The organism is Pedobacter sp. 05T44 (genome assembly GCF_056395985.1).
Genome location: NZ_JBFTKO010000014.1, coordinates 1 through 23,488 on the forward strand (window position 1 = coordinate 1; position 23,488 = coordinate 23,488).

Here is a 23,488-nt window from a genome sequence, read left to right on the forward strand (position 1 = left end):
CCCATGAGCATCTTAAATGCAATAAGAAATAAGATTGCCCTAAGAGTGGTTGCAGTGGTAAGTCATCAGAAACCTTATGTCAGTAATCAATTAATTGCGGCATAAATTATATTAAAAAATACTTGCATGAGTCATAACAATCATCTCGAGCGAAGGAGAGATCTCCTGACCAAACCAGATAGCTGCGACGAAAATATCCAGAGAAAAACAAAAAAACCGGCTGGGATAGCCGGTTCTTAAAACATACTTTATTTGACCTTATTAGAAATCCTTAAGAAAAATCATTTCCACAAACTTCAATTACATTATTGGATACCGCCTTTATCTCTTGCTCAAGGGCTTTTGGATAAATCAGCAAAATTTTGCCATCGTCAACTACAATATAATCATTCAGTCCTTTAATCACCGCTACTTTATCCTTCGGAATCTGAACCATACAATTCTCTGTCTCGGCCAGATTTACCCGGTGACCGGAAAAAACATTATTGTACTGGTCTTTGTCAAGCACCTCATAAAGGGAGGCCCAGGTCCCAAGGTCCGACCAGCCAAAATCACCCGGCACAGTATAAACATTGTCGGCTTTTTCCATGATGGCATAATCAATGGAAATATTAGGCGACAATGGGTAATATTCCTTTATAAAATCTTTCTCGCCTTCGGTATTGTAAAAAACCTTTCCTTTATTAAAAAGATCATAGATCTCGGGTGCATGTATTTCCAAAGCTTTCAATATCGATTTTACATTCCATACAAAAATGCCGGCATTCCACAGGTAATCACCACTGGCCACAAATTCTTTAGCCTTTTCCAGGTTTGGTTTTTCCAGAAACTGAATCACCTGATGTATCTCACCTGAGGTGGTCGGGTTATATTTTATATATCCATAACCTGTATCCGGTCTGCTTGGCGAAATGCCTAACGTAAACAACCTGTCATCTTTATCTGCCCCATCAAGCGCTATCCGGATCTTCTCCAGGAAAATATCTTCCTTCAATATCAGCTGATCTGAAGGGGCAACGATAATATTTGCTTCCGGATTCAGGTCTGCGATTTTAAAGGACGCATAGGCGATGCAGGGTGCGGTATTGTTTCTGGTAGGTTCCGCAATAATATTTGATACCGGCAGCTCCGGTAATTGCTGAGCAATCAAACCCGCATACTGATCATTACTTAAGATATATATATTCTCGGGCGGACAAAGCTCAGAAAATCGCTCAAAAGTGAGCTGCAACAATGATTTTCCAGTACCTAAAATATCAATAAACTGCTTAGGAAAGTTATTCCTGCTTTTTGGCCAGAAACGGCTTCCGATGCCTCCTGCCAAAATTAAAACGTAGGTGTTTTTCATTAATTTTATAGGTTAAAAATTAGAAAGCATTATCCTCACCGTGCATCACATTTAATACGGTCATAAAAATAATTTTCACATCGAACATAGAATCCCAGTTTTCCAGGTAGTGGATATCGCATTTCACACGGTTCTCCATATCCTCGGTCGCTTTTGTCTCTCCCCTAAATCCGTTAACCTGCGCCCAGCCGGTTATTCCGGGCTTCAAAAACTGTCTCACCATATACTGGTTGATTATGGCTTTATATTCTTCGGTATGTTTCAGCATGTGAGGCCTTGGACCAACTACGCTCATGCTACCCATAAATACATTAAAGAACTGGGGCATTTCATCTAAGCTGGATCTTCTCAGAAATTTACCTATAGGCGTAATTCGGTCATCATCCTTAGTGGCCTGCTTCTTATCACTGGCATCATTCACCTTCATGCTCCTGAACTTATAGCACCAGAAAGGCTCATCATTCCTGCCGCTTCTCAGCTGTTTAAACAAAACAGGTCCTTTGCTTTGCATCTTTATCAGTATAGCGATTAAAGGATAAAGCCAGCTCAAAATAAAAATGATCACCAAAGAGCTGAATACCACATCAAACAAACGTTTTTTGAATCTGCTGCTCATTTCTTCAAGTGGCTCTTTACGGAGCGTTATGATGGGAAACTCACCCCCCAGATAACTTACGGTGTAAGGAGTCCCTAAAGACCCTCCGAAATCAGGAATAAATTTAAGCCGGATACAATGCTTTTCGGCTTCCAGCATAAGTGGCTTCACATCGGTCATTCTTTCCGGCGCCACGGCAACGTAAAGATCCACCACACCATTACCCGCAGCCTCTGCAAGCTTGGTACAGGTCGCTTCAGAAAGTTCATTCCCACTCACCGAAAACATGTGCTCATCACCACCAACAATGCCACAAAACTGTATGTTCCTTTGTTTTTGGAAATAATTCGAAATCCGGACAGCAGTTCGGTTTGAGCCCATTACGGCAACTTTTTTCGCACCGTTAAACCGGGTTAAGAAATAGTACTGTATCGCAGTACCCAAGAAACGGTTCAATAAGAAAGAAAAGCAAAGCAGGACATAAAAGGTCAGCAGGAAGGTTTTCGAAAAGTCATGATCCTTCGACAACATCAGGTATCCGGTAAACAGGACAATGTGCAAAGCTACACTTCTCCAGGTTCCTCGATAGATCCTGGTGAGTTTTCTGGCACCATACAGTGTATACAAACCAAATACGGCGGTATTAAATAGCCAGATTAAATTGCAAACCACAAGATAATGCTGGTGAAGTTCATCTGGAATTGACTTTCCAAAACTAAGAGAGAGGTAATATGCGCTAAAATAGACGATGTTTAGCATAATTACATCAGTAATTAGCAAAACATATCTGAGGAGGTAGATGTAACGTGTTAACATAGGAATTCAGGATTAGTATTATCCGCAATTATAATTTCATAGTACATTCGATTTGATGCAAACCCAAGCACTATACAGGTACCGATGACTCGGACACCTCCTGTTGTTAAGACTTTTTTTATTATCATAGGGAGTGATTTTTATTTATATGTCTGTTATTAATGGTATTTTCTGGTATTTCGTCGTTTAATTCATATTACGGAGAGGACTTAGTGTAAAACATACACAAATTTAAAATTTTTAAGCAGAAAAAAGAATATATTTGATATAATTTTCAGCAAAAAAGTAATTTTACATCAATAAATCAACAAAATTCAAACCAAAAAATACTAAAACTATACTTTTAACATTAAATAATCAACAACTAAATGTAAATAAATTGTTAAAAGCAATATTTAACCAAAAAATAACATCAAAAATGTAAGAAAATCAAAAAATAATTCGTTTTATCCTGTACATCGAACACAAATCACATCAACCCTATGAATTTTATCTACCCTATTATCAGATCTTTAGTACTTTTTCTATTTATAACCTTTACGGTTGTCGTCAAAACAAACGCCCAAATTTTCGATAAAATCCAGACAGAAGCCGAACTGCAAGCCACGGGAACCACCGGAGATGTAGTACCTTTCTGGATGCGCTCAAATCAATATGGATCCGTACCGCTCGAGGGCGTATCCGGCAGTCTTATCCTCCGAGCATATAAACCTTACAGCCAGTACCTGCAAACCGACAGCAATAGCAACAGAAAAAAACTAGTCGACTGGGGCATGGGTTTCGAAGGAAGAGGAAATGCAGGCAATAAATCCAACCTCACCCTAATTGAAGCCTACGCAAAATTAAGAGTTGGCGTATTCCAGCTAAAAGCCGGCAGAAGCAAGGATGTAATGGGACTAAACGGCGACACCTCATTAAGCTCAGGTAACTTCACCATGTCAGGGAACGCACTGGGCATCCCTAAATTAGAGATCTCCATCCCGAACTACTATACGATCCCGGTATTCCAGGGCCTTTTTTCCATAAAGGGAAATTTCGCACATGGCTTGCTCGGAAAAATAAAAGGCTCCACAGAAAGCAGCTATTTACATCAAAAGTCCCTTTACATGCGGATCGGCAAGCCCGACTGGAAACTAAAACTCTACGGAGGCTTCAACCACCAGACTTTCTGGGGCAACGAAAAAGATCTTTACGGCGCGGACTTCGACCTATCCAAATTCGAAACACTTTATTATGTCTTCCTGGGAAAAACATATAAAGGCAAAGGCGTTGGGCGCTCCAAGATCGGCAACCAGATCGGATCACTGGACCTGGGTGCCGAATACAACTTCGAGAAATTCAAGATCATGATCTACCGCCAGAACTTCTATGATGTTGGGGCATTGGCAAAGCTCGCCAACATTGCCGATGGTCTAAATGGGGTCAGCATCGAAAACAACGACAAAAACACCAAAATCAGCGGATTCAAATGGAAAAAAGCGCTATTTGAATTCTTTTACTCCAAAGATCAGGCAGGCTATCCATGGTCTAAAAAAACCAAGTCCGGCGACGAAGACTACTACAACAATGCCTTTTACCGAAATGGCTGGTCTTACTTTGGACCAGGGATCGGAAATCCCCTGATCACGCCCGCAAGCGACGCAAGAGAAGGTCAGGCATCAAAAAAGGCAGACTATTTTATCAACAACAGGGTTGTAGCAGTACACCTGGGTTTTGAAGGTGAAATTGATACCTGGACGTTTGCAACTAAAATCACTCATTCCTGGAACTACGGAACCTTCGGAACAAGTATTTACGGAAATACAACAGGAAACAACAGCAGCCCCAGGTCCAACAACATATTCATCCCGGTTCAGCAATTTTCAGTCTACCTTGAAGGACTAAAGGCGTTGAAAAATAATTACAGGATTGGTTTTGCTACAGCGCTGGACCAGGGCAAGCTTTTAAATAATTCCTTCGGAGCGTCGCTTCGGTTGATCAAAGGCTTTTAAGCCCCCTGGTCAACTACCGAGAGCACTTCCCGCTCCCATAAATTTGCAGGGTAAACCCCCTGATCACTAAGTTTTTGAAGTTGCGCCTTCACAATGGGCGCATCTTCTTTGAACGTAACACCAAACCACCTGGCCTCGGTAGGAATCACTTTCACCGCACCTTTCCCCGAGTTAATCAGCGTATCGGTTACCTCAGGAATCAGGAATTCTGCTTTCAGGTCATCCAGATTCGCATCCAGGAATTTATAATACTCCAGTTCACTCCAATTCACAAAGGCCGGCGTAAAACAGAAGAAATTCATGCTAACCTTGGTATCTAAAGCAAGCTCAAGATCAGCCCCTGCAATTTTAGTAAATGCTTTTCCGTCTTTTTTGTAGATTTCTTTCCGTTCTGTAATGCCAATAATATTACCATCGGCATTCACATTGATCTCTCCCCTGGTAACCGATCCGTTATCACTTAACGTATTTTTCAACTCATATCCAACACAAGCATACTTGCCATCCTCAATACCATTACTCAAAAAATCGAACGATTGCTTAAAGGCATCAAACCCGTAAAAGTCATCTGCATTGATGACCGAGAAAGGAGCATCCAAAACATCCTTACAGCACAACAAGGCATGCTGCGTACCAAAAGGCTTCACACGCGCCTGGGGAATTGCGCGCCCACCACTATATTTATCTAAACTCTGATAAACATATTCAAGCTCAATTTTACCTTTTAACTTGGGCTCAATTGCCGCCTTAAAGGAATCCGAAAACTCTTCCCGGATAATAAAAATTACCTTTCCATACCCCGCCTTAATGGCATCGTATATGGAATACTCCATAATTGTTTCGCCCGAAGGGCCAAATGATTCGATTTGCTTGTTACCACCATAACGGCTCGCCATACCGGCAGCCAGAATTACCAAAGAAGGTTTCGACTTAAACATAATAAACTTAGGGATGTTAATTAACGAATATATAGATTTTAAACAGCAACCAGCTGCTTCTTTAAAGACTTGGTTCCTATAGACTGAACAATAAAGCCAATCGACCTTAATTTGTCTGCATCCAGCAAATTTCGTCCGTCAAAAATTTTTGCCGGCTTCAACATGCCGTCATAAATCCTTTCCCAATCGTAATCCTTAAACTCGTCCCACTCCGTAAGCACAGCTATTGCATGCGCACCTTTACACACCTCATAAGGATCAGCCCCAACACCTATACTCGCCCTGTTCTGCTCAGCAGTTCTGGAACCCAAATAATCCAGATCCGCATAAACCTGCCTTTCAACCACCTTCGGATCATACACCCGGAGTTCAGCCTGCTCATTCAACAAATAATCTGCCACATAGATCGCTGCAGATTCACGGGTATCATTGGTATCCTTTTTAAAAGCCCAGCCCAAAAACGCAATCTTTTTACCCGATACCGTATTGTAAAGTTTACGAACAATATTTAACGCAAATCTTTTTTTCTGATGATCGTTCATAATGATCACCTGCTCCCAGTAATCAGCTACCTCCGTCAGCCCGAATGACCTCGATATGTATACCAGGTTTAAAATGTCTTTTTGAAAACACGAACCACCAAAACCTACAGACGCTTTCAGGAACTTAGGACCGATACGACTATCCATCCCTATCGCTCTGGCAACTTCATTTACATCCGCTTCAGTTTTCTCGCACAACTCAGATATCGCATTGATCGAAGAGATCCGCTGCGCCAAAAATGCATTCGCAACCAATTTAGAAAGCTCAGATGACCATACATTAGTTGTTAAAATACGCTCTCTGGGAATCCAGTTGTTATAAATTTCAACCAGCGACTCAATAGCACGCTTGCCTTCCGGCGAAGAATCCCCACCAATCAGCACCCGATCAGGATTCAGCAGATCTTCCACCGCAGTACCTTCAGCAAGAAACTCAGGATTAGACAATACCTGGAATTCGATATCATTGCCTGCATATTGCAAAATATCCTTTATCGCCTCTGCGGTCCTTACAGGCAGGGTCGATTTCTCCACAATAATTTTATTTGACTTCGAAACTCTTGCAATCTGCCTTGCACACAATTCAATCCATTTCAAATCCGCGCCCATCCCCTTGCCCGAACCATAAGTTTTGGTTGGCGTATTCACAGAAATGAAAATCATTTGCGCTTCGTCTATGGCTTTATCCACATCAGTAGAGAAAAAGAGATTCCTACCCCTGGCTTGAGCAACCACATCGCTAAGCCCCGGCTCATACACCGGCATATTGTCCATATCCTGGTCGTTCCAGGCAGCTATCCGGGCCTCATTCAGGTCCACCACGGTTACTTTTATTTCAGGACACTGCTTAGCAATAATCGCCATTGTAGGGCCACCTACATAACCGGCTCCGATACAACATATGTTTGTAATTTGCATGATAAGTTAACATTATTTAAGTAAAACAATAAGGATTCAGATGATTTTTAATAAAACTTAACAAAAAGATAACATTGATCGTCATTTTTTTTGCATAAAACAACCAAATGCCTTACAAATATATAATTTAAGCTACAAAAAGAACAAGACTTCCCATTTTTAACAAAAAAATAATATTAAAATAACCAATTATTCATAATAATATATCATTATAGTAATAATAGAAGGCAAAAACTCAAGCTTTAAGCACATATAAACTAAAAAAGATAAAAAAATTTACTATTTTATCATAAATAATTACCAATTCTCATCATATAACCTTATTTTTACAAACAAATAAGGCAAGCATACACAAACAACACCACCAAATTGTTGTTTTTGCCTCAAATTTTAAAAAACAAGTAAATCATTCCCAATTAAATCATCCCTATTTATGAAGAAAGCACTTATCACAGGTATTACAGGACAAGACGGAGCATATCTGGCAGATTTGCTGTTAAAAAAAGGTTACGAAGTGCATGGCGTTAAACGTCGCAGCTCGCTATTCAACACCGACCGTATTGATCACCTCTATCAGGATCCACACGAAAGCGACATCCGCTTCGTATTACATTACGGAGATTTAAGCGACTCAACTAACTTAATAAGGATCATTCAGCAAGTACAGCCTGATGAGATTTATAATTTAGGTGCAATGAGCCATGTTCAGGTAAGTTTCGAAACTCCTGAATACACCGCCAACGCCGATGGCATAGGAACACTCAGAATCCTGGAAGCCATCAGAATTCTGGGGCTGGTAAAGAAAACAAAAGTATACCAGGCCTCAACCTCTGAACTATATGGTCTGGTACAGGCAGTGCCACAGTCAGAAACTACTCCTTTCTATCCGCGCTCACCTTATGCGGTTGCAAAAATGTACGCTTACTGGATCACGGTCAACTATCGCGAAGCTTACGGTATGTTTGCCTGCAACGGCATACTTTTCAACCATGAAAGTCCATTACGCGGAGAAACATTTGTAACCAGAAAAATCACTCGCGGAACGGCTAAAATCGCACTGGGATTGCAGGATAAATTATACCTGGGAAATCTCGATGCACGAAGAGACTGGGGACATGCCAAAGATTATGTTGAAGCCATGTGGCTGATCCTGCAGCATGACACCCCTGAGGATTTCGTGATCGCAACAGGAATTACCACTACCGTACGTGATTTTATCAAAATGGCCTTTGATGAAGTAGGCATCACCCTTGAGTTTACCGGCGAAGGTGTAGACGAAGTAGGAACAGTTGTTTCCTGCAGCAATCCGGACTACCTGGTCGAAATCGGGAAAGAAGTTGTAGCAGTAGACAAGCGTTACTTCCGCCCTACAGAAGTGGACCTATTGATCGGTGACCCTTCAAAATGTAAAGAAAAATTAAAATGGGAGCCAAAATATGACCTGGCAGGATTGGTCAACGATATGATGAACTCAGATTTACAGCACTTCCAAAAGGAAAGAATGCTAAAAGAATCAGGATATGCAGTTAAAAATCAATTTGAATAAAATGCATCATTATGTTAGTAAAAAAACGACTTCTTTCCATTGATGTATCAAGTGGATCGTACAACGAATTTATAGGCGCTATTCTTAAATACGCCATAGAAAGGGTTTCATCTTACGTTTGTGTTGCCAATGTGCATATGCTCATTGAGGCACACAACACCCCTAAATATGCAGATGTGGTAAATCAGGCCGATATCGTAACTCCAGATGGTATGCCTTTGGCGCAAGGCTTCAAATATGAATACAACCTGAAACAGGACCGCGTAGACGGAATGAGTCTGCTGCCTGCACTCCTTGCCGAGTGCGAGAAAAGCGACCTGTCTGTTTATTTCTACGGTGGCGATCAGAAAACACTGAACACCGCAGAAACGTATATCCGCGAGGCTTATCCAACTTTAAGGGTAGCAGGCCTGTATTCCCCACCCTTTCGCAAGCTTACTGACGCAGAAAAGCTGGAGGATGAGCAACGGATTAAAGATTCCGGCGCTCACCTGATCTTTGTTGCCCTGGGCTGCCCTAAACAAGAAATGTGGATGGCCGAAATGAAAGGCAAAGTCCCTGCATTAATGATTGGTATCGGAGGTGCACTACCTGTATTCACAGGCGCACAAAAGCGGGCACCAAAATGGATGCAGGACAATAGTCTGGAATGGGTTTATCGCTTAATACAGGAACCAAAAAGACTATTTAAGAGGTATTTAACAACAAACAGTAAGTTTTTATACTTGCTTGCCAAAGAAAAACTGAAAACCAAGTCATGAAACATACTTCAAAAATCTATATAGCCGGTCACAACGGTATGGTCGGATCTGCAATAGCAAGAAAATTGCAGCAACAAGGCTATACCCAAATTATCACACGCAGTTCAAAAGAATTAGATTTAAGGAATCAACAGGAAGTAAACGACTTTTTCGCAACCGAAAAACCGGAATATGTATTCCTGGCCGCAGCTAAAGTGGGCGGTATTATGGCAAACAATGTCTTCAGGGGCGAATTTCTATACGAGAATTTAATGATCCAGAACAACGTGATCCATGCCTCGTACCTGAATGACGTGACCAAACTGATGTTCCTGGGTTCGTCCTGCATCTACCCCAGAATGGCACCACAACCCTTAAAAGAGGAATATCTGCTCACAGGCGAGCTGGAGCAAACCAATGAGCCGTATGCCATCGCAAAGATCGCCGGCATTAAAATGTGTGATGCTTACCGGTCACAATATGGCTGTAATTACATCTCTGTTATGCCTACCAATCTGTACGGCCCTAATGACAATTACGACCTGAACAACTCACATGTTTTACCCGCATTGATCAGAAAGGTAATTGCTGCAAAAAACAATGCAGAGCCTTCAGTGACCATCTGGGGCACAGGAACACCAAAAAGAGAGTTTCTATATGTAGATGATCTTGCGGATGCCTGCATCCACCTGATGGAAACTTACAACGAACCAGGCCTGGTTAACATTGGCGTAGGCGAAGACATCTCCATTAAAGACTTAGCCGACCTTGTGGTAAAAGTTGTGGGCTACCAGGGTGAAGTCATCAAAGACCTTTCTAAACCAGATGGCACACCCAGAAAATTAATGGATGTAAGCAAATTAAATGCACAAGGCTGGAAAGCAAAAGTATCCCTCGAAGAAGGAATCAAAAAAGTATATAATGAAGTAAAGGAAATGAATTGGAATTAAGTCCCTATTAATACCTAACCTCCCTAAGCTGAGAGGACGCACCACATCGGGCGTCCTCTTTTTTTGATCCCTCTGGTCATGGTTTTCCCTAATGTCAACACCGTGATTTTTGCATCCATACACCTAAACCTCCTGTTGTTACACGATTAGCGCATTTTTTAAAAATCTCCTGGCAAATCTGTTTTAGCAATTTTCGACAATCCATTTCTTTAGTCTACCACCATACTATTCGGTCGAAACCCATTCTTTGGCCTAAGCACTTGGGTCAACAAATTGGAGAATATAATCTTCACCCTCTTTAAATGCATTGCTATATTCCAGTATCTCCTGCATTTTAGCCATATCCTCCCCAACCAACACAGAACTAAAAAGCTGTGCTCTTTGCAGCATCCTGATATAGGTATCTGGCTCTTGTCTTCGGGTAAGCCCGCGTAATCCTCCAAGGTAATCTTCTCGAAATACTGTCGGAATGATAATCTTAGTCTGTCTTGCTGAAACCAATTCAGCATTCATCATCACTCGTGCAATCCTTCCATTTCCATCATCAAAGGGATGCACCTCACTAATCATAAACATCATATAAACTGCTTTTGCAAAAGGATTCTTCAGCCCCTTATAAAAATCAAAGGCTTGCGTCAATGTCCCGGTTACTAACCCATGGTCTACAAATGATGTATCGCCAGCCTGATTGTTTCTGGCCTTAAATAACCCGGGGTTTTTCGAGGGTCTTGCGCTAAGTAAAATTTTATGCCGATACTGGAGAATTTCCATAAGTCTGTCGGGAGAATCAGGAGTAATTGACATTTCTTTGGTGTTATTAACCAAATGGTAAGTCCCCAGAATGTCATGTGAATCTTCGTCTCTGGAGGGTAGAGGCCTGCTAGTTTCTATGATTTGCTTCGCTTCTTCGATTTCGAATCTAGTACCCTCTATAAAATTAGAAAAGTATGCTTCAAAAAAAGCAAAATTACGAAAGGCCAGCTGAGTTGTATTTCTTTCGGGTAGATTAACAAACTCCCGTTGTTGCAGCTCTACAAAAAGCTTTTCAAACAGTGCGATCCTTACAGGATCATAAGGATGACCAAACGCTCTTGCAATAGCTAGAGGAGATCTTAAAATACTGGATGGTTTCGTGGTCAGAATAGCACCGACTAATTTATTAAGCTTCTCGAATTCTTTTTGCATCCCCAATTCTTCGCTGATATGACGTGCCTGATCACGGAATTCGTTAAGCCCTTGTTCACCACGGCTCCTTGCAATATTATCCAATCGTTCTTCTAATTCAGGTATGGTTAATGTTTTAGATTTGGGGCCGGGCTTACGTGATTCCTGAAGATTCTCTAAGAATGCCCGTTCCTGACTGGATGCACGCAAGTTTTCATTTAAAGTATCCCTTTCCATTGTCCCCGGACCTTTCATAAGATTTAAAGTAATTCCAGGAAGTTTAACTATCCGCTGTGAAGGATAAGTAAAGAACATATCACCCGTACTTGTGGGTTTATACTCCAAAGCTGTACGATGACTCAACATAATCCCTGGAAACAAATGACCAATGATTTTAAAGAGGTTTCTCCGAATGATGGTTTCAGGAGATTCATTTAAATTAGACGTATAAATCCTGGGAGCAATCTTCTTAAGCTGCCCTGATCTTTCCAGATAGGAAATACTTCTGCTAATCGAAGGATTACTTGAAGAAAATATAATTTCCTGCAAATGTAAAGGAGTGTGCTTATCCATAGTTTGAAGATTTAGGATGCAAAAATCTAAGGTCAATTTGACTTAAATGGGAGCGTTTGTTAAATTTTTAATTACAATAATGTTAAAATTACAAATTTTTAAGCATAAGTACAAAATCAGAATTTTAATTGACACCCTTTACGTACCTCAATACTGACTTTCGAAGAAGATCGAAAGTTACAGTCAGCATTATTAAAGAATAAAGCAAATGGATACCCTGCAAAAATTCAATGCTAACTCAGCATAAAACCAGAAAAATGTTAAATTTCTAATCGCAATTCGATAACATACCCAAATTTCTCAGGATAACACCGCCGGCAGTTAGCTATAACCCTACCCACATATCCAAAAACGCTGAGATGAGGAGCTACGAAATATTATGCATGCTTTTATCCTTGCCCATGTGATATCGGTAACTATCTATAAATCTTTTTATACGATCAATCCGGAAGTATATCCAGCGCCGGCTGCCGGAAAATGTCAATTTTTAAATTCACTTTGAGACGCGTTTTCTACAACAGGGTCCCAAACATCTTTTTGGGTAAATACCCACTAGAACTGACAGGCCCAATATGTGAAATGAACTTCACGAATAAAGAACCTCTAGCTAATCATGCTATTCAATTCCCTCAAATGATTACTCAATTCCTCTTCCGAGTCAAACCTGTCCTTAATTTTCCTGGCCGGGTTCCCGCCATAAATACTATACGGCTCCACATCCTTGGTCACTACAGATCCCGCGGCTATAATTGCTCCGTCATTGATCACCACCCCCTGCATTATCGTTGCACCGTAGCCCACCCAAACATCATTGCCAATCCTGGTCACCAGGCCCTTGCCCTTCCAATCGTAGCTTTCTTCACGAATAGACGAGGCAATCCTTATCGGCGTACCTACCTGCTGAAAATGATGGTCATACCGCCCAACAATACCCACCCTGTTTCCAAAGATTACATAATCGCCAATCACACAATCCGTCTCTATTAACGAATCTCTCCCGATGTAAAAATGCTTACCGATCTTAATCTGATTTTTCGCCCACAACCTTACCCTTACACCCGCATGGAAACCCTCTGCAATATCGTACCTGGCCCATTTTATTTTGGCCAGATACAAATCCCTCAAATCCTTTATTAAGCCTACTACACTCATTTGAACACCCTTTGAAAAATTGTTTCAATTTTCGAGATGATTCTCGATACCAATCCCATTTTAAGGATAAACTTATTTTGATAAAATTGATTTACCTGAACTTTATGCGGCAAGGAAAAGCTCATCCGTTCTTCGGTATCCAATGCAGGCAAATACCTTCTGCCGGAACCATTGGTATGCGTAGCGAACTGGTCAAAACCATTGTTAAATACCTTCGAGAAAACCGGATAAATCGTCAACCCGCCCTTCCTGAACTGATGGTAGAACCAACGTATCGCCCAGGAATCGAGGCGACCTTCCATTTGCTCGGCCAGCATCTTGTTCAAATCCGAACCGCCAACAGCAAATTCTCTTTGTGCTCTGGAATCCTTTTTGAAAAGCGCATAGTCTTTAACCGCCCAATCCACATCCGACCAGCGATCTTTCCAGGTAGCCCAGCCCCAGGACCAACCACGCTTTAAGAAATAAGCATCATCATGATCATCCTTAGACTGCCCCAGGTTAAAAGCATAACCCGAAATAGAAAATGCCGCCGGATCCGACTTGTATTTCTCCAGGCAGGTGTTCATGAAGGTAAGAAAATTACTGGTGGTACTCAGGTCATCTTCCAGCACAATAACCGTATCAAATTTCTGAAAAACAGAAGTAACGCCGTCAATGATCGACTTCGCCAGGCCTTTGTTTTTCTCTGCCTCCACTACTGTAATCGCTTTAAATCCGGTTATGGTTTTTATAAAATCTCTAACCTGCTTTACAATCACTTCATCCTTTTCAACTTTGGCAGCATCAGAGAAAATAAAGAGCTCGCTATCCGCTGCGAGTTCGTTTTTTGCAAGCGCTTCAACCGTAGTTTTCAGGGTATCCAGCCGCTTATAGGTAAATAATAAAATTGGAGCTATATTCATTTTTTTAGATAGGGTTTGATTATTTTTTTTGCGGATAAGAATTTTTATTTTCTCAGTCCGATGTTCGAAACATTAATTTGTTTTAATCCTTTTAAAGCAGCCCCTCGGGGATCCTTACCAAGGGAAATCGTATTGCTGTCTAATACCGATTTATTCGACGAAAACCGGCCAACATTTATACATAAACTATTTTTGAATTTATTTGGTCCCGGCCTGTAATCATTTGAAGCCAGCTTCTTTAAATAGGGATACCGCTTTAGAAAAAGTGCCGAATTTGAATTCACATCACTCTTCAGCTTCTTGCTCATCTCTTTTGTACCCATCAGCGCCTTCCATTTCTCATCAGTCCAGGAAGTCATGGAAACCGCCAGCCCGCAGTTCACAAAGTTATTGTCGGCAAATGTATTGTCCCCGCCGCCATTTATATGAACTGCACCAAACTTCTGCTTACCCTGTACAGATCCACAGTTTTTAAAAACATTACTGTCCACCTTAATGCCTCCACTTCCATCGTCTATGTATACCGCGGCAACCATATAGCCTCTGGGGCTCACCAAATTCTCAAAAAGGTTGTTATGGATCCGCGTCCCTGTTGATGAGCGGTCGCGTCCCGTATACACCGCGCCCTGGTCATTTATTTCCTGCACCACATCTTGAATTTTATTGTACGAGATGTCATGATTATTTCCCCAGTACATAATTGCCTGTCCCTGGCTATCATGAATAAAGCAGTTCTTTATGGTATTGCCTACCCCACCCAAAAATATAGCCGGAGAACTCACCCAATTCCTTCTTGCATAATTGTAAATCTCAGTATTATCTATTATGTTCCCTGCCGGCAATAGATTTTGTCTATCACCTCCTGTCATGAAAACACCTCCGGTTCCGGTATTGTAGATTTTGCACGATTTTATGGCAAAAGCCGAGGTCTTATCAAAAGAGATCAGCTCTTCATAACTCTTATACAAAGATTTATCAGCAGTGTTCTTTCCAATCCCGATACCCACCGTACCCAGGTTCATTATCGTACAGTTCTTGATGTTAATGTTTTTGGTGCCCTGCGCATAAATACCCATATCCCTGCCATAACCAATTTCCAATCCGCTTAAGGTTACATTATTTGAATTGATTAAGGAAATGATAGGCGTACTGCACACAGAAACAAAGAGCTCATCTGCCAGATCACCCGAATGGTAAAAAGATAGAATCCCGGTTGTTCTGTCTAAATAATACTCGCCTGAACTGTCCAGTTCTTCCGGGATATTGTAAAAGAAAAACCTCCTGAAAGGCGATGCCTCATCCGTACTTTTTACGCCATAACTCGTAGTAGCATCTAAAGTTATTTCATTTCCATCGATAGATTTAACCGGCACATTATCGTTTGCAAACCCATTGGCCAGAAAACCACTCACCCATACCTGGTCCGATTTCTTCCATTTTGCGGGCCGGTCTCCGCTGTACGCAAACACCGCCCCTGCCTGAGCACCCGTCACACGCTTATCCTTTATTCCCGGATTACTAACCTTTCCAATAGACAAAAAGCCCTTGTTTGGCCACCTGGCCAGCTCCATAGCCTGACCTTTATAAAACAGCTCCAGCGGAGCGGTAACGGCATTTCTATGGCCATGCTGCTGCAACTCACCATAGTCGGCGATGCCTGCTTTCTTCAGGTCAATCTGATAAATGCTTGCAGCAGTTTTCTTCACAGCAGATCTATCAATTTTAACTCCTCCGCTAAGCAGCACCTTTTCGCCTTTATAATTGGCAATGGTAAGCTGCTTCACATTGTCGTTACTGCCAATGTTTATTGTTTTATCCGTAAAATAAGTGCCACCCCTGATCAGGATGGAAACGGATCCACCTTTTACGGAGGCAGCCTTTTGCAATGCGCCATTTAAGCTGCGCAAAGGCTGATCTATGCTTCCGGCCGACTGATCGTTTCCACCAGGAGCAACATAAAAAATCTTATCATTATTTTGAGCGAAAATATTGAATGAACAGAGAAGAAAAAAAACCAATAACCTCATACTTTTCATAATTAATATTTCAAAATGTATCCTATTAACGTAAACTGTTGCGCAGCTTTAGTTCAGGAAAAGCCGGCCAAAATGATCGGTAATTGTCTTGGCCTTTTGTTTTTTAAAATGACTGAATTTTTCCAGATAAGAATGCTCAGCATCTATGCTAAACTTAATCTCGGTATCCGGTTTGGTATCAATCAACAGTGCTTCAAGATCAAGGTCCTTAAACACATTCACCAGCTTATGGTGCAATTTCAGATCCGTCAGAATAATAGGCACCGTATTGTTTAAAATAGACAATAAAGCTACGTGCAAGCGGTTTGTATATAGAAATCTTGCACCCGCATAAAGGCCAATAGCCTGTGCAAAGCTCAATTGCTTATCCAGCAGCTTACACTTGTAATTGTTCCGTTCTAAAATGTCTTTCAGGTACTGTAAAGACTCCAGGTCTTCTACCACCTGATAGGCCAGAACAATCTCTTCATTTTTTACAATCGTATCTGCAAACATCCGCATCAGGTTCACTGCAATCTGATCCAAATAAGCCTTGTTCAGCTCCTTACCCTCAATATCACCCCTTATAGAAACCACCACATAATTGTCGCCCTTATAATCCAGCTCAACGCGGTCAATTACAGCTTGAAAATCACCGATATCATATAAAAACGCCAGGTCATCAATCAAAGAAAGATTGTTAAAACCCTTCTCTTTCAAATGGTCATAATTATTAGAATCCCTAACCGCTATATCGGTATAAACGTTCGAGAGTTTCCTTTGATCAGCATAGCCGCCATCAGAGTATGGGCCCAAACTCACGCCCCACCTGAGCACGCCTATTTTGGCGGTCTTCAATACTACCGCTCTCAAAAAATACTTATAAAACTTAAACTTTGCCTTAGCCGCATCCTTACCTTCAAAATAGGCGCCCGGAGGGTCAAAAACGAAGTCAACCTTACCAATAACCGAGGCTAAATTCAGCCACCTCAGTACCGGTTTACCCTCAAAAGCCTTAATCCCCTCAACAATAACGATGTTTTTAGCAAAGGGATTATTTAAGGTCACCAGGTCATACAATGAGGGCACTTTACCATCTATAAAAACCTTTCCGAATTTTGATATTTCGCGTATCAGCAAGGCATTGATCAAAACATCACCCAGGTTAGAATCCTTTATTCTCGAAGGATATATAAAGCTCTTCATAACTAAAAATTTACCGTTTGTTTGTATAAATCATAAAACTCCTTTTCGATCTCCACAACATTAAACTTTTCCGCATATTCAATCCGTTTTTGGGCCGAATCATCAACCTCACCTTCCGCAAACTCCGTATATTTTGCTTGCAATAAGCTGGTCAGCTGCGGGATATCATCAACAATAAAATCCTTTTCTATGCCTTCAATGATCTCTGTTATGCCACCACCATCTTTAAATACAATTGTTGGTTTGCCCAGATGCAAACATTCAACTGCAACCAAACCAAAAGGTTCAGAGCTCGATGCAAACACACATAAATTCATTACCGCCTGGTAATCGATCACATTGGTTTGAAATCCTGCAAATATTACTTTTTTGGTTATCCCCAACTCTTCTACATAAGCCGTCAGCTTTTCTCTGGTCTCTCCATCACCAACCAGCAATAACATCACATCATCGTTATTCTTTTGCATCTCAAAAAAAGCCTCAATCAAATACTCCACCCGCTTCCAGCTGATAAACCTGGAGGTGGTGCCTATAATGAACTTTTCATTCAAGGATGGAAACTCCTCCAGTGCCCGTTTTTCATTCCAGCTATCCTTAAACAGAACCCCGTTATAGATCACCGAATTAGATGGATTTTTAACCCCCATCTTAATCCAGAAATCTTTTGTGTAGAGTGAATTATTGGTCACCGAATCGCAAATAGAATTCAGAAAGCGCACCAGCAATCTGGTTTTCGCTTTAAAAGAAATGGTATCCGGCCGGCCGTCTACTCCCGCACTATGATTGGTATAGATGATCTTCGCCTTAGAAAAGCGCAGCGCCTCAGCCATTAGCGGCTTAAAGATATGCAGGTGAACAATGTCGTGTGTATTGGTGATCTTCAGGATCTTTTTATACGTCCTTATGTTATAGTCAAAAGGATTTAGCTTCACATAAAAGATCGGGATTCCCGTATTAACGATCCGTTTATTGGCAACCGCATCTTTATCCTGACAGCAAAGTATACTCACATCAAGCTCCGGATTCTTTGCCTGCGCCTGGGTTAAATAAAAGAGAAAGGCTTCAATTCCGCCAAAAAGGAAATCATGAACAACGTGGACAACTTTAACTTTACACATATACGTTAATTTTATTGTTTAAAACTTATTACTTATAAACCAGCTCTCTGGAAATATTGATCACATATAAAGCGACGCATAAAACGGGGACAGTTCCTAATAATGTGCTCCCTGCAATATTGCCCAGGAACAGGAAAAAAATGTAATATTTTGCGTAGGCAAATTCATTCGGCACCCGGGTTCTCAAAGTAGAGATCAGGAGTTTGAAAAACAGGAACAGCCCTACAAAACCAAAATATAAAAATATAGAGGCGTAGCCCACATCAGCAGCCACATAGCCCTGAGAGCGCCCATACTTATCTATAAAATCTCCGTATTTTGATTTGCCAAGCGAGTACCTGCCATTGCCAAGCAAATCGGTGATCACATTCGGAGAGACCTCTGTAAAATAAAACCGGTAAGCTCCCACCCTCGGGTTCTCATCTCCTTCCTTCTGACCGGAATACTCCGTCTCACTTTTTTCAATTAATGCAGAGATCACCGGACTCACGATCAAAAGCACCCAAAAGGCTGCAACAAAGCCAAAAACAACCAAAAGCCTTTTCATCAAACTCAGGTTATCCAGAAAATACAGCAAGCCTAAAATGAAGCTGAAAATAATCGCCTGTCTGCCCAGGTGGAGCACAATGGTCACAAACAATACCACACATACCACCACCCATTTCTTATTAAAAGCATACTTTATTTTCGAAATGGACAGAAAATAGGCAAGGTAAAGCGGACCTGCCCCAATCAAGGTGAGCCTTATTCTCGAAATCCCGCGACTCGTATCAATCTCCTTATCCAACTCACCGTAGCCTTTAAACAGCCTGAACGGGGAAACCGCCAGCCCCACATAAAAGCAGACCAGGTAAATGGCCACAAACACCCATATAAAGCGCTCCACCTCATTCATTTTGGGTTGGCTCTTTGCTAAATAGAAGTAAAACAGGAACGAAAAATTAGGGATGGTCGAAATGAAGGTATCCAGGAAACCCTGTTTCCAGAACAGCGTTGCACAAAATACGGAGATGAAAGTAAACAACGACATCGTCCTTATGACATAAGAGAACCTGTCCCTGTACGACCCGAATATGTAATTTCTCGAATAGAAGATCATCCCGGCTAACAGCACATAATAGAATGCCTTTAACAGGTCATCATTTAAATTTAATGGCCTGAAAAAGAAGAAGTAAGAAAGATTAAAGATCAGAATGAATGAGATCAGTTTCGACTTCTTTTCTATCTGCTCTTCGCTTTCTATCTGCTGCTCGGGTAAAAGTTCTTCAGTAACTGTCATTTAGTATCTATTACAGGGAGTCAAATAAAAATTTAATTGAGTCTTCCCTACGTTCACTTAATAATTTCGATGGAATGGTATAGTCAATAGGCGCAGTCACATCAGCCAGATCGTCCGTATTTTTGATCAACCGATCCTTCAGCCCCAGTACCTCCAATAAGTTCAATACCCTGTAAGGGTTAGAATTCTTATAAATGCTGTAAAAGTTCTTTTGGAAAATAAGGGAGAAAGTAGTTCCGTGGAAAGAATTGGTTACCACAAACCTGGCATTATCAAACAACCAGATGAATTCATTAGGCCCGACATCCTCTAAGCACACATCAACCAGATCGGCTTTCTGTTTTTTACTGCTGATGAACACCACCTTGCAGCCTAATTTTTTAGCAATGTCTTTTGCCAGGTTAATGCAAACACTATTGTTGTCAAAGGTATAGATCAGTACATAGTCCTTTGGTATTTCGCGCGACAGCGGTTTGGCAATCGTCCTCCACTGCTCACCGGTCAGCAATAATGTCGGATCCACCACCACCTGCACATCTTTATCCATAAAGGTTGAAATCTGATCCTTTAAAAACTGCTCCCTTACCGAGATGTTCTTATAGGCACCTAAAGATGCAGTTAAAGTCTTCCTGTCGCCATTGGCGAACTTATGCGCACCCGCACTGGAGGCGTACGACAATCTTTTTACCCTGTCGTTTCCAAAGGCCAGCAAGTACACAGGATCCAGCTTGCCTCCGGTAAACTGAGGGTTCCAGATCTGATCGCTGCCACTGATCAGTACATCATATTGCTTACTGTTTACATCCACCTCAGTAAGGTTCTTATAAGAACCCTTACTCAAGGGGATATACTCGGTAATAAACTCTTTGATCTTATTTTCTTTTTTAACCCCTTTTTTTAAAATAAAGTGCTTTACAAAATGTTTCGCATTCTGCTTTAGTGATCTTCTGCCGTCGTACAGTTTATGATTGTATTTCAGATCAAGATCCTGCTGCTGATAATCGATACACTCTATATTATGTGTTTCCAGTGCCCTGCATAAGCCATAAGCCTGTAAAACGCCTCCATAGTTGTACACATTATGGAAGGTAACTAACCCAATATTCTTTGTTTGTTGGTCTTTCATGTCCTTATAAAATTTTAACCACTTCTTCTGCATCCAGCCTTGGCGAGGATGCTATTTTAATTTTCTCAGGCAGGTATCCGCAGGAAACCACCAGACCCACTCTTTCATTGTTCGGGATGCCCAGCAGCTGTCTTAATTTCAAATCCCTGTGCACCTCCACGCTCCAGTTCAAAGGGCAGGCACCAATGTCATATCTGTGCAGCGCATACAATAGCGACATCGCAAACATCCCTGAATTCACAAAAGATTCATTTCTATCATTTGGGCCCTGGAAAACTGAAATATCAGCTGTGATCACAAACAGGGTATCAGCCAGATGCCCAAATCCCCTGTTGCCATATTGCAGTTTCAGCACCTCCTGCTTCATCTCAGCAGATCTGACCATGTAAATCCTGTTCACCTGCCTGTTGCAGGAGGTAGGCGATTTTAGCGCCAGCCTTACGCACTTCATCAACACCTCTTCGGGAATCAGCACATCGCTGTAATTTCTGGAGCTGTATCTGGAAAGGCAGAACTTATCGAACGACGATTCCCTGTGGGCGAAATAAACGTCTCTGTCAAATTCAAATTGTTTTGGTGTTTCGTATGCGGTAATTCTCAGCCTTAATTTGGCTACCTGATCGGTAATGGCCTGCTTTAACGCAAAGCTTTTTTTGTCATGGAATTCAACATATTCTTCCAGTACATTCATGGAATGAACGAACTCCAGACTAGATAAATTGTATTTTTTATCCAAATACATATTCATCATATCTATCAGTTCAAGCACAACAGGCTCCCCAAACCCAAGCCTGGTATCGGGCATGGTCAGCCCCTTCTCCAAAACATGGTAATAGATGGTTAGCTTGCCTTTAAGTTTGTTTTCAGTATCGAAGGTTTGATAAACATTCGAATTCTTAATAAATCGATTAAAATCGTAAGCATAAAGTTTCGACAACTTGGCTATGATTTTAACTTTTTTCGGGACGATTTTTTTTATGAAAGACATATAATTAAATTTTATTATCTTATTTATTTTCCGGCGAATTTCACCTGAATTCCGGATAACTTTTTTGTAAGGCCTTTTGCAATTCCGGCCACCATATCACGTTCAGCTTGCACAAAGCCGTAATTCCATATCAATAACGAGGTAGAGCAGAAGCTCAGTGCCAGTACCACACCCAACCTAATAAAGCCCTCCGGCATAAAAAGTCCCGGTAAAAATGACACCCCTATTCCCACTGCAGTAATCACCGCAACCTTTAGAATGATATTCTTGAAAAAAGCACTTATAGACAAGCCCGTTAAGGTGTGAACAATCCTTAGCCTGATCACCAGCGAAATCGCTTCGAGGCACAGCCCGCCAATTAAAACTGAGTAGGCCGGATAACCGGATCTAAGCAGAAAATACGAAAGTGGCAAAGTGAGTAAAACGGTGGACCCTACAACGGACTGATATAGTTTAATCTTGCCAGTAGCCTGAACTGCTGTTTTCAATCCAGTCGACATCTGACTAACGACACTGGTCATCAGTACAATCGTACAAAAGGCAGCAGTATACTGAGGTACATTGGATAACCAGAACTTCAAAATAAAGGGCATTTCAATGAGCATGGGAATAACCATGAACAGCAGCAAGAAAACAGAAAACTTACTGGATTGAGTAGCCAGTCTGATCATCCTTTCCCTGTCGCCCCCCCCTTCACTTTTAACGATCTGCGGATTAAAGGCCCTTACCATCATGACCGAAAAGGACTGCATTTGGGAGTTAACCTGATTGGCAACCGCATAAGATGCATTGATCTTAGCGCCATAGAACCTGTTCAATATGATGCTCAGCCCCTGAGAGCTGGCCACATAACACAAGGCCCCAAACAAATTCCATCCTGCATACGAGGCCATTTCCTTCAGCAGCGTGTAATTGGCCGAAAAGCCGAAACTAAACTTACATTCTGCATACTTTACCGAACACCAGATCGTCTTGATCATCCTGATCAGGATAGTTACCGCAGCAATCAGAATCCCGTAGGTGATCAGCTTATCAAAGTGTGTATACAACAGGTAATAGGCAATACCCAGTTTCAATACCGCCTCCAGAATACCACTTAACGAATCAAATAAAAGATCTTCGTTTGCATTAATTGCGGCATCGTACGGCACTGCATTTATGGTAAAAAATGTACTCACCACCATAAAATGAAAAACATACTTTGCCGTTTCAATCCTGGCGGCCGGTATATTCAGCACGCCATCAAAAAGAAACAGTCCGGCAATTTCCAGCAGGGCAACAACCAGCAATCCAATAATTAAGTGTAGGGTGATACTGGTTTTAAATACCTCTTTGTTTTTGTCTACTTCCCCCTTTCCAAGGAAAAACGAGAGGTAGCGCTGGGTAGTTACCGTCATCGCGCCGTTCAAAAAAGAAAGCATCAGAATAACCCCGGCCAGCAAATTAAAGATACCAAAGTCCTCTGTTCCCAGAGATTTCAATATCAAACGGGTCGAAAACAATGCGATAAACATGGTAATCACCACTTTTCCGTAAAGGAAACCGGTGTTGTAAAAAACTTTTTTAGCGGCTTTCATA

At 41.4% G+C, this 23,488-nt stretch carries 18 protein-coding genes; 4 read left to right on the plus strand and 14 right to left on the minus strand.

Annotated features, from left to right (window positions below):
• Positions 1-271 precede the first annotated feature (271 nt).
• Both AC1DDK_RS19305 and AC1DDK_RS19310 read right to left on the minus strand, forming a co-directional pair.
• Entirely contained in the window at positions 272-1,348 is a 1,077-nt protein-coding gene (locus AC1DDK_RS19305) for a mannose-1-phosphate guanylyltransferase (protein ID WP_337718142.1), read from the minus strand.
• A 19-nt stretch (positions 1,349-1,367) separates the two neighbouring features.
• Positions 1,368-2,759: an undecaprenyl-phosphate glucose phosphotransferase gene (locus tag AC1DDK_RS19310; protein ID WP_172661985.1), complete on the minus strand. Its 1,392-nt coding sequence runs from the start codon at positions 2,757-2,759 to the stop codon at positions 1,368-1,370.
• Between the two features lie 482 nt (positions 2,760-3,241).
• On the opposite strand from AC1DDK_RS19310, the gene AC1DDK_RS19315 reads away from it, so the two are divergent.
• Positions 3,242-4,750, plus strand: coding sequence for a capsule assembly Wzi family protein (locus AC1DDK_RS19315; protein WP_337718140.1), 1,509 nt, complete (start codon positions 3,242-3,244; stop codon positions 4,748-4,750).
• Here the strand turns inward: AC1DDK_RS19315 and AC1DDK_RS19320 are convergent.
• A complete protein-coding gene (locus AC1DDK_RS19320) occupies positions 4,747-5,688 on the minus strand; it encodes a nucleotidyltransferase family protein (RefSeq protein ID WP_172661987.1) in 942 nt (313 codons plus the stop codon). The two genes, AC1DDK_RS19315 and AC1DDK_RS19320, sit on opposite strands and share 4 nt — an antisense overlap.
• 38 nt (positions 5,689-5,726) lie before the next feature.
• Positions 5,727-7,148, minus strand: coding sequence for a UDP-glucose 6-dehydrogenase (locus AC1DDK_RS19325; protein WP_172661988.1), 1,422 nt, complete (start codon positions 7,146-7,148; stop codon positions 5,727-5,729).
• 433 nt (positions 7,149-7,581) lie between these two features.
• Here AC1DDK_RS19325 and gmd point away from each other — a divergent pair, with 433 nt between their 5' ends.
• Genes gmd through fcl form a run of 3 tightly spaced genes read left to right on the plus strand, consistent with a single transcriptional unit; the run spans position 7,582 to position 10,384 of the window.
• Entirely contained in the window at positions 7,582-8,694 is a 1,113-nt protein-coding gene (gene gmd / locus AC1DDK_RS19330; protein ID WP_172661989.1) for a GDP-mannose 4,6-dehydratase, read from the plus strand.
• A gap of 11 nt (positions 8,695-8,705) precedes the next feature.
• A complete protein-coding gene (locus tag AC1DDK_RS19335) occupies positions 8,706-9,455 on the plus strand; it encodes a WecB/TagA/CpsF family glycosyltransferase (protein WP_337718138.1) in 750 nt (249 codons plus the stop codon).
• Entirely contained in the window at positions 9,452-10,384 is a 933-nt protein-coding gene (gene fcl / locus AC1DDK_RS19340; RefSeq protein ID WP_288883489.1) for a GDP-L-fucose synthase, read from the plus strand. The genes AC1DDK_RS19335 and fcl overlap by 4 nt, the downstream gene beginning before the upstream one ends.
• A 252-nt stretch (positions 10,385-10,636) precedes the next feature.
• Here fcl and AC1DDK_RS19345 read toward each other — a convergent pair whose 3' ends face one another.
• The 10 genes from AC1DDK_RS19345 to AC1DDK_RS19390 form a co-directional block, all read right to left on the minus strand.
• Complete coding sequence (locus tag AC1DDK_RS19345) at positions 10,637-12,121, minus strand: Fic family protein (protein ID WP_337718136.1); 1,485 nt, start codon at positions 12,119-12,121, stop codon at positions 10,637-10,639.
• 603 nt (positions 12,122-12,724) lie between these two features.
• Positions 12,725-13,273 carry a CatB-related O-acetyltransferase gene (locus AC1DDK_RS19350; RefSeq protein ID WP_172661992.1) on the minus strand — a complete coding sequence of 183 codons (549 nt, stop codon included), beginning with the start codon at positions 13,271-13,273 and terminating at the stop codon, positions 12,725-12,727.
• Positions 13,270-14,226, minus strand: a complete 957-nt coding sequence (locus AC1DDK_RS19355; protein ID WP_317171721.1) for a glycosyltransferase family protein — start codon at positions 14,224-14,226, stop codon at positions 13,270-13,272. The genes AC1DDK_RS19350 and AC1DDK_RS19355 overlap by 4 nt, the downstream gene beginning before the upstream one ends.
• Complete coding sequence (locus tag AC1DDK_RS19360; protein WP_337718134.1) at positions 14,223-16,205, minus strand: right-handed parallel beta-helix repeat-containing protein; 1,983 nt, start codon at positions 16,203-16,205, stop codon at positions 14,223-14,225. The genes AC1DDK_RS19355 and AC1DDK_RS19360 overlap by 4 nt, the downstream gene beginning before the upstream one ends.
• Before the next feature lie 57 nt (positions 16,206-16,262).
• Entirely contained in the window at positions 16,263-17,399 is a 1,137-nt protein-coding gene (locus AC1DDK_RS19365; RefSeq protein WP_337718133.1) for a polysaccharide pyruvyl transferase family protein, read from the minus strand.
• 2 nt (positions 17,400-17,401) lie between these two features.
• Entirely contained in the window at positions 17,402-18,517 is a 1,116-nt protein-coding gene (locus AC1DDK_RS19370) for a glycosyltransferase family 4 protein (protein ID WP_337718131.1), read from the minus strand.
• Positions 18,518-18,545: 28 nt separating this feature from the next.
• The gene (locus tag AC1DDK_RS19375) at positions 18,546-19,796 is read right to left on the minus strand and encodes an O-antigen ligase family protein (protein ID WP_288883498.1); all 1,251 of its coding nucleotides are present in this window, start codon (positions 19,794-19,796) and stop codon (positions 18,546-18,548) included.
• Between the two features lie 10 nt (positions 19,797-19,806).
• Positions 19,807-20,922, minus strand: a complete 1,116-nt coding sequence (locus tag AC1DDK_RS19380) for a polysaccharide pyruvyl transferase family protein (RefSeq protein WP_337718129.1) — start codon at positions 20,920-20,922, stop codon at positions 19,807-19,809.
• Between the two features lie 4 nt (positions 20,923-20,926).
• A complete protein-coding gene (locus tag AC1DDK_RS19385) occupies positions 20,927-21,910 on the minus strand; it encodes a nitroreductase family protein (RefSeq protein ID WP_288883500.1) in 984 nt (327 codons plus the stop codon).
• A 23-nt stretch (positions 21,911-21,933) separates the two neighbouring features.
• On the minus strand, positions 21,934-23,487 hold the full coding sequence (locus AC1DDK_RS19390) for an MATE family efflux transporter (protein ID WP_288883501.1): 1,554 nt from the start codon (positions 23,485-23,487) through the stop codon (positions 21,934-21,936).
• Position 23,488 lies beyond the last annotated feature (1 nt).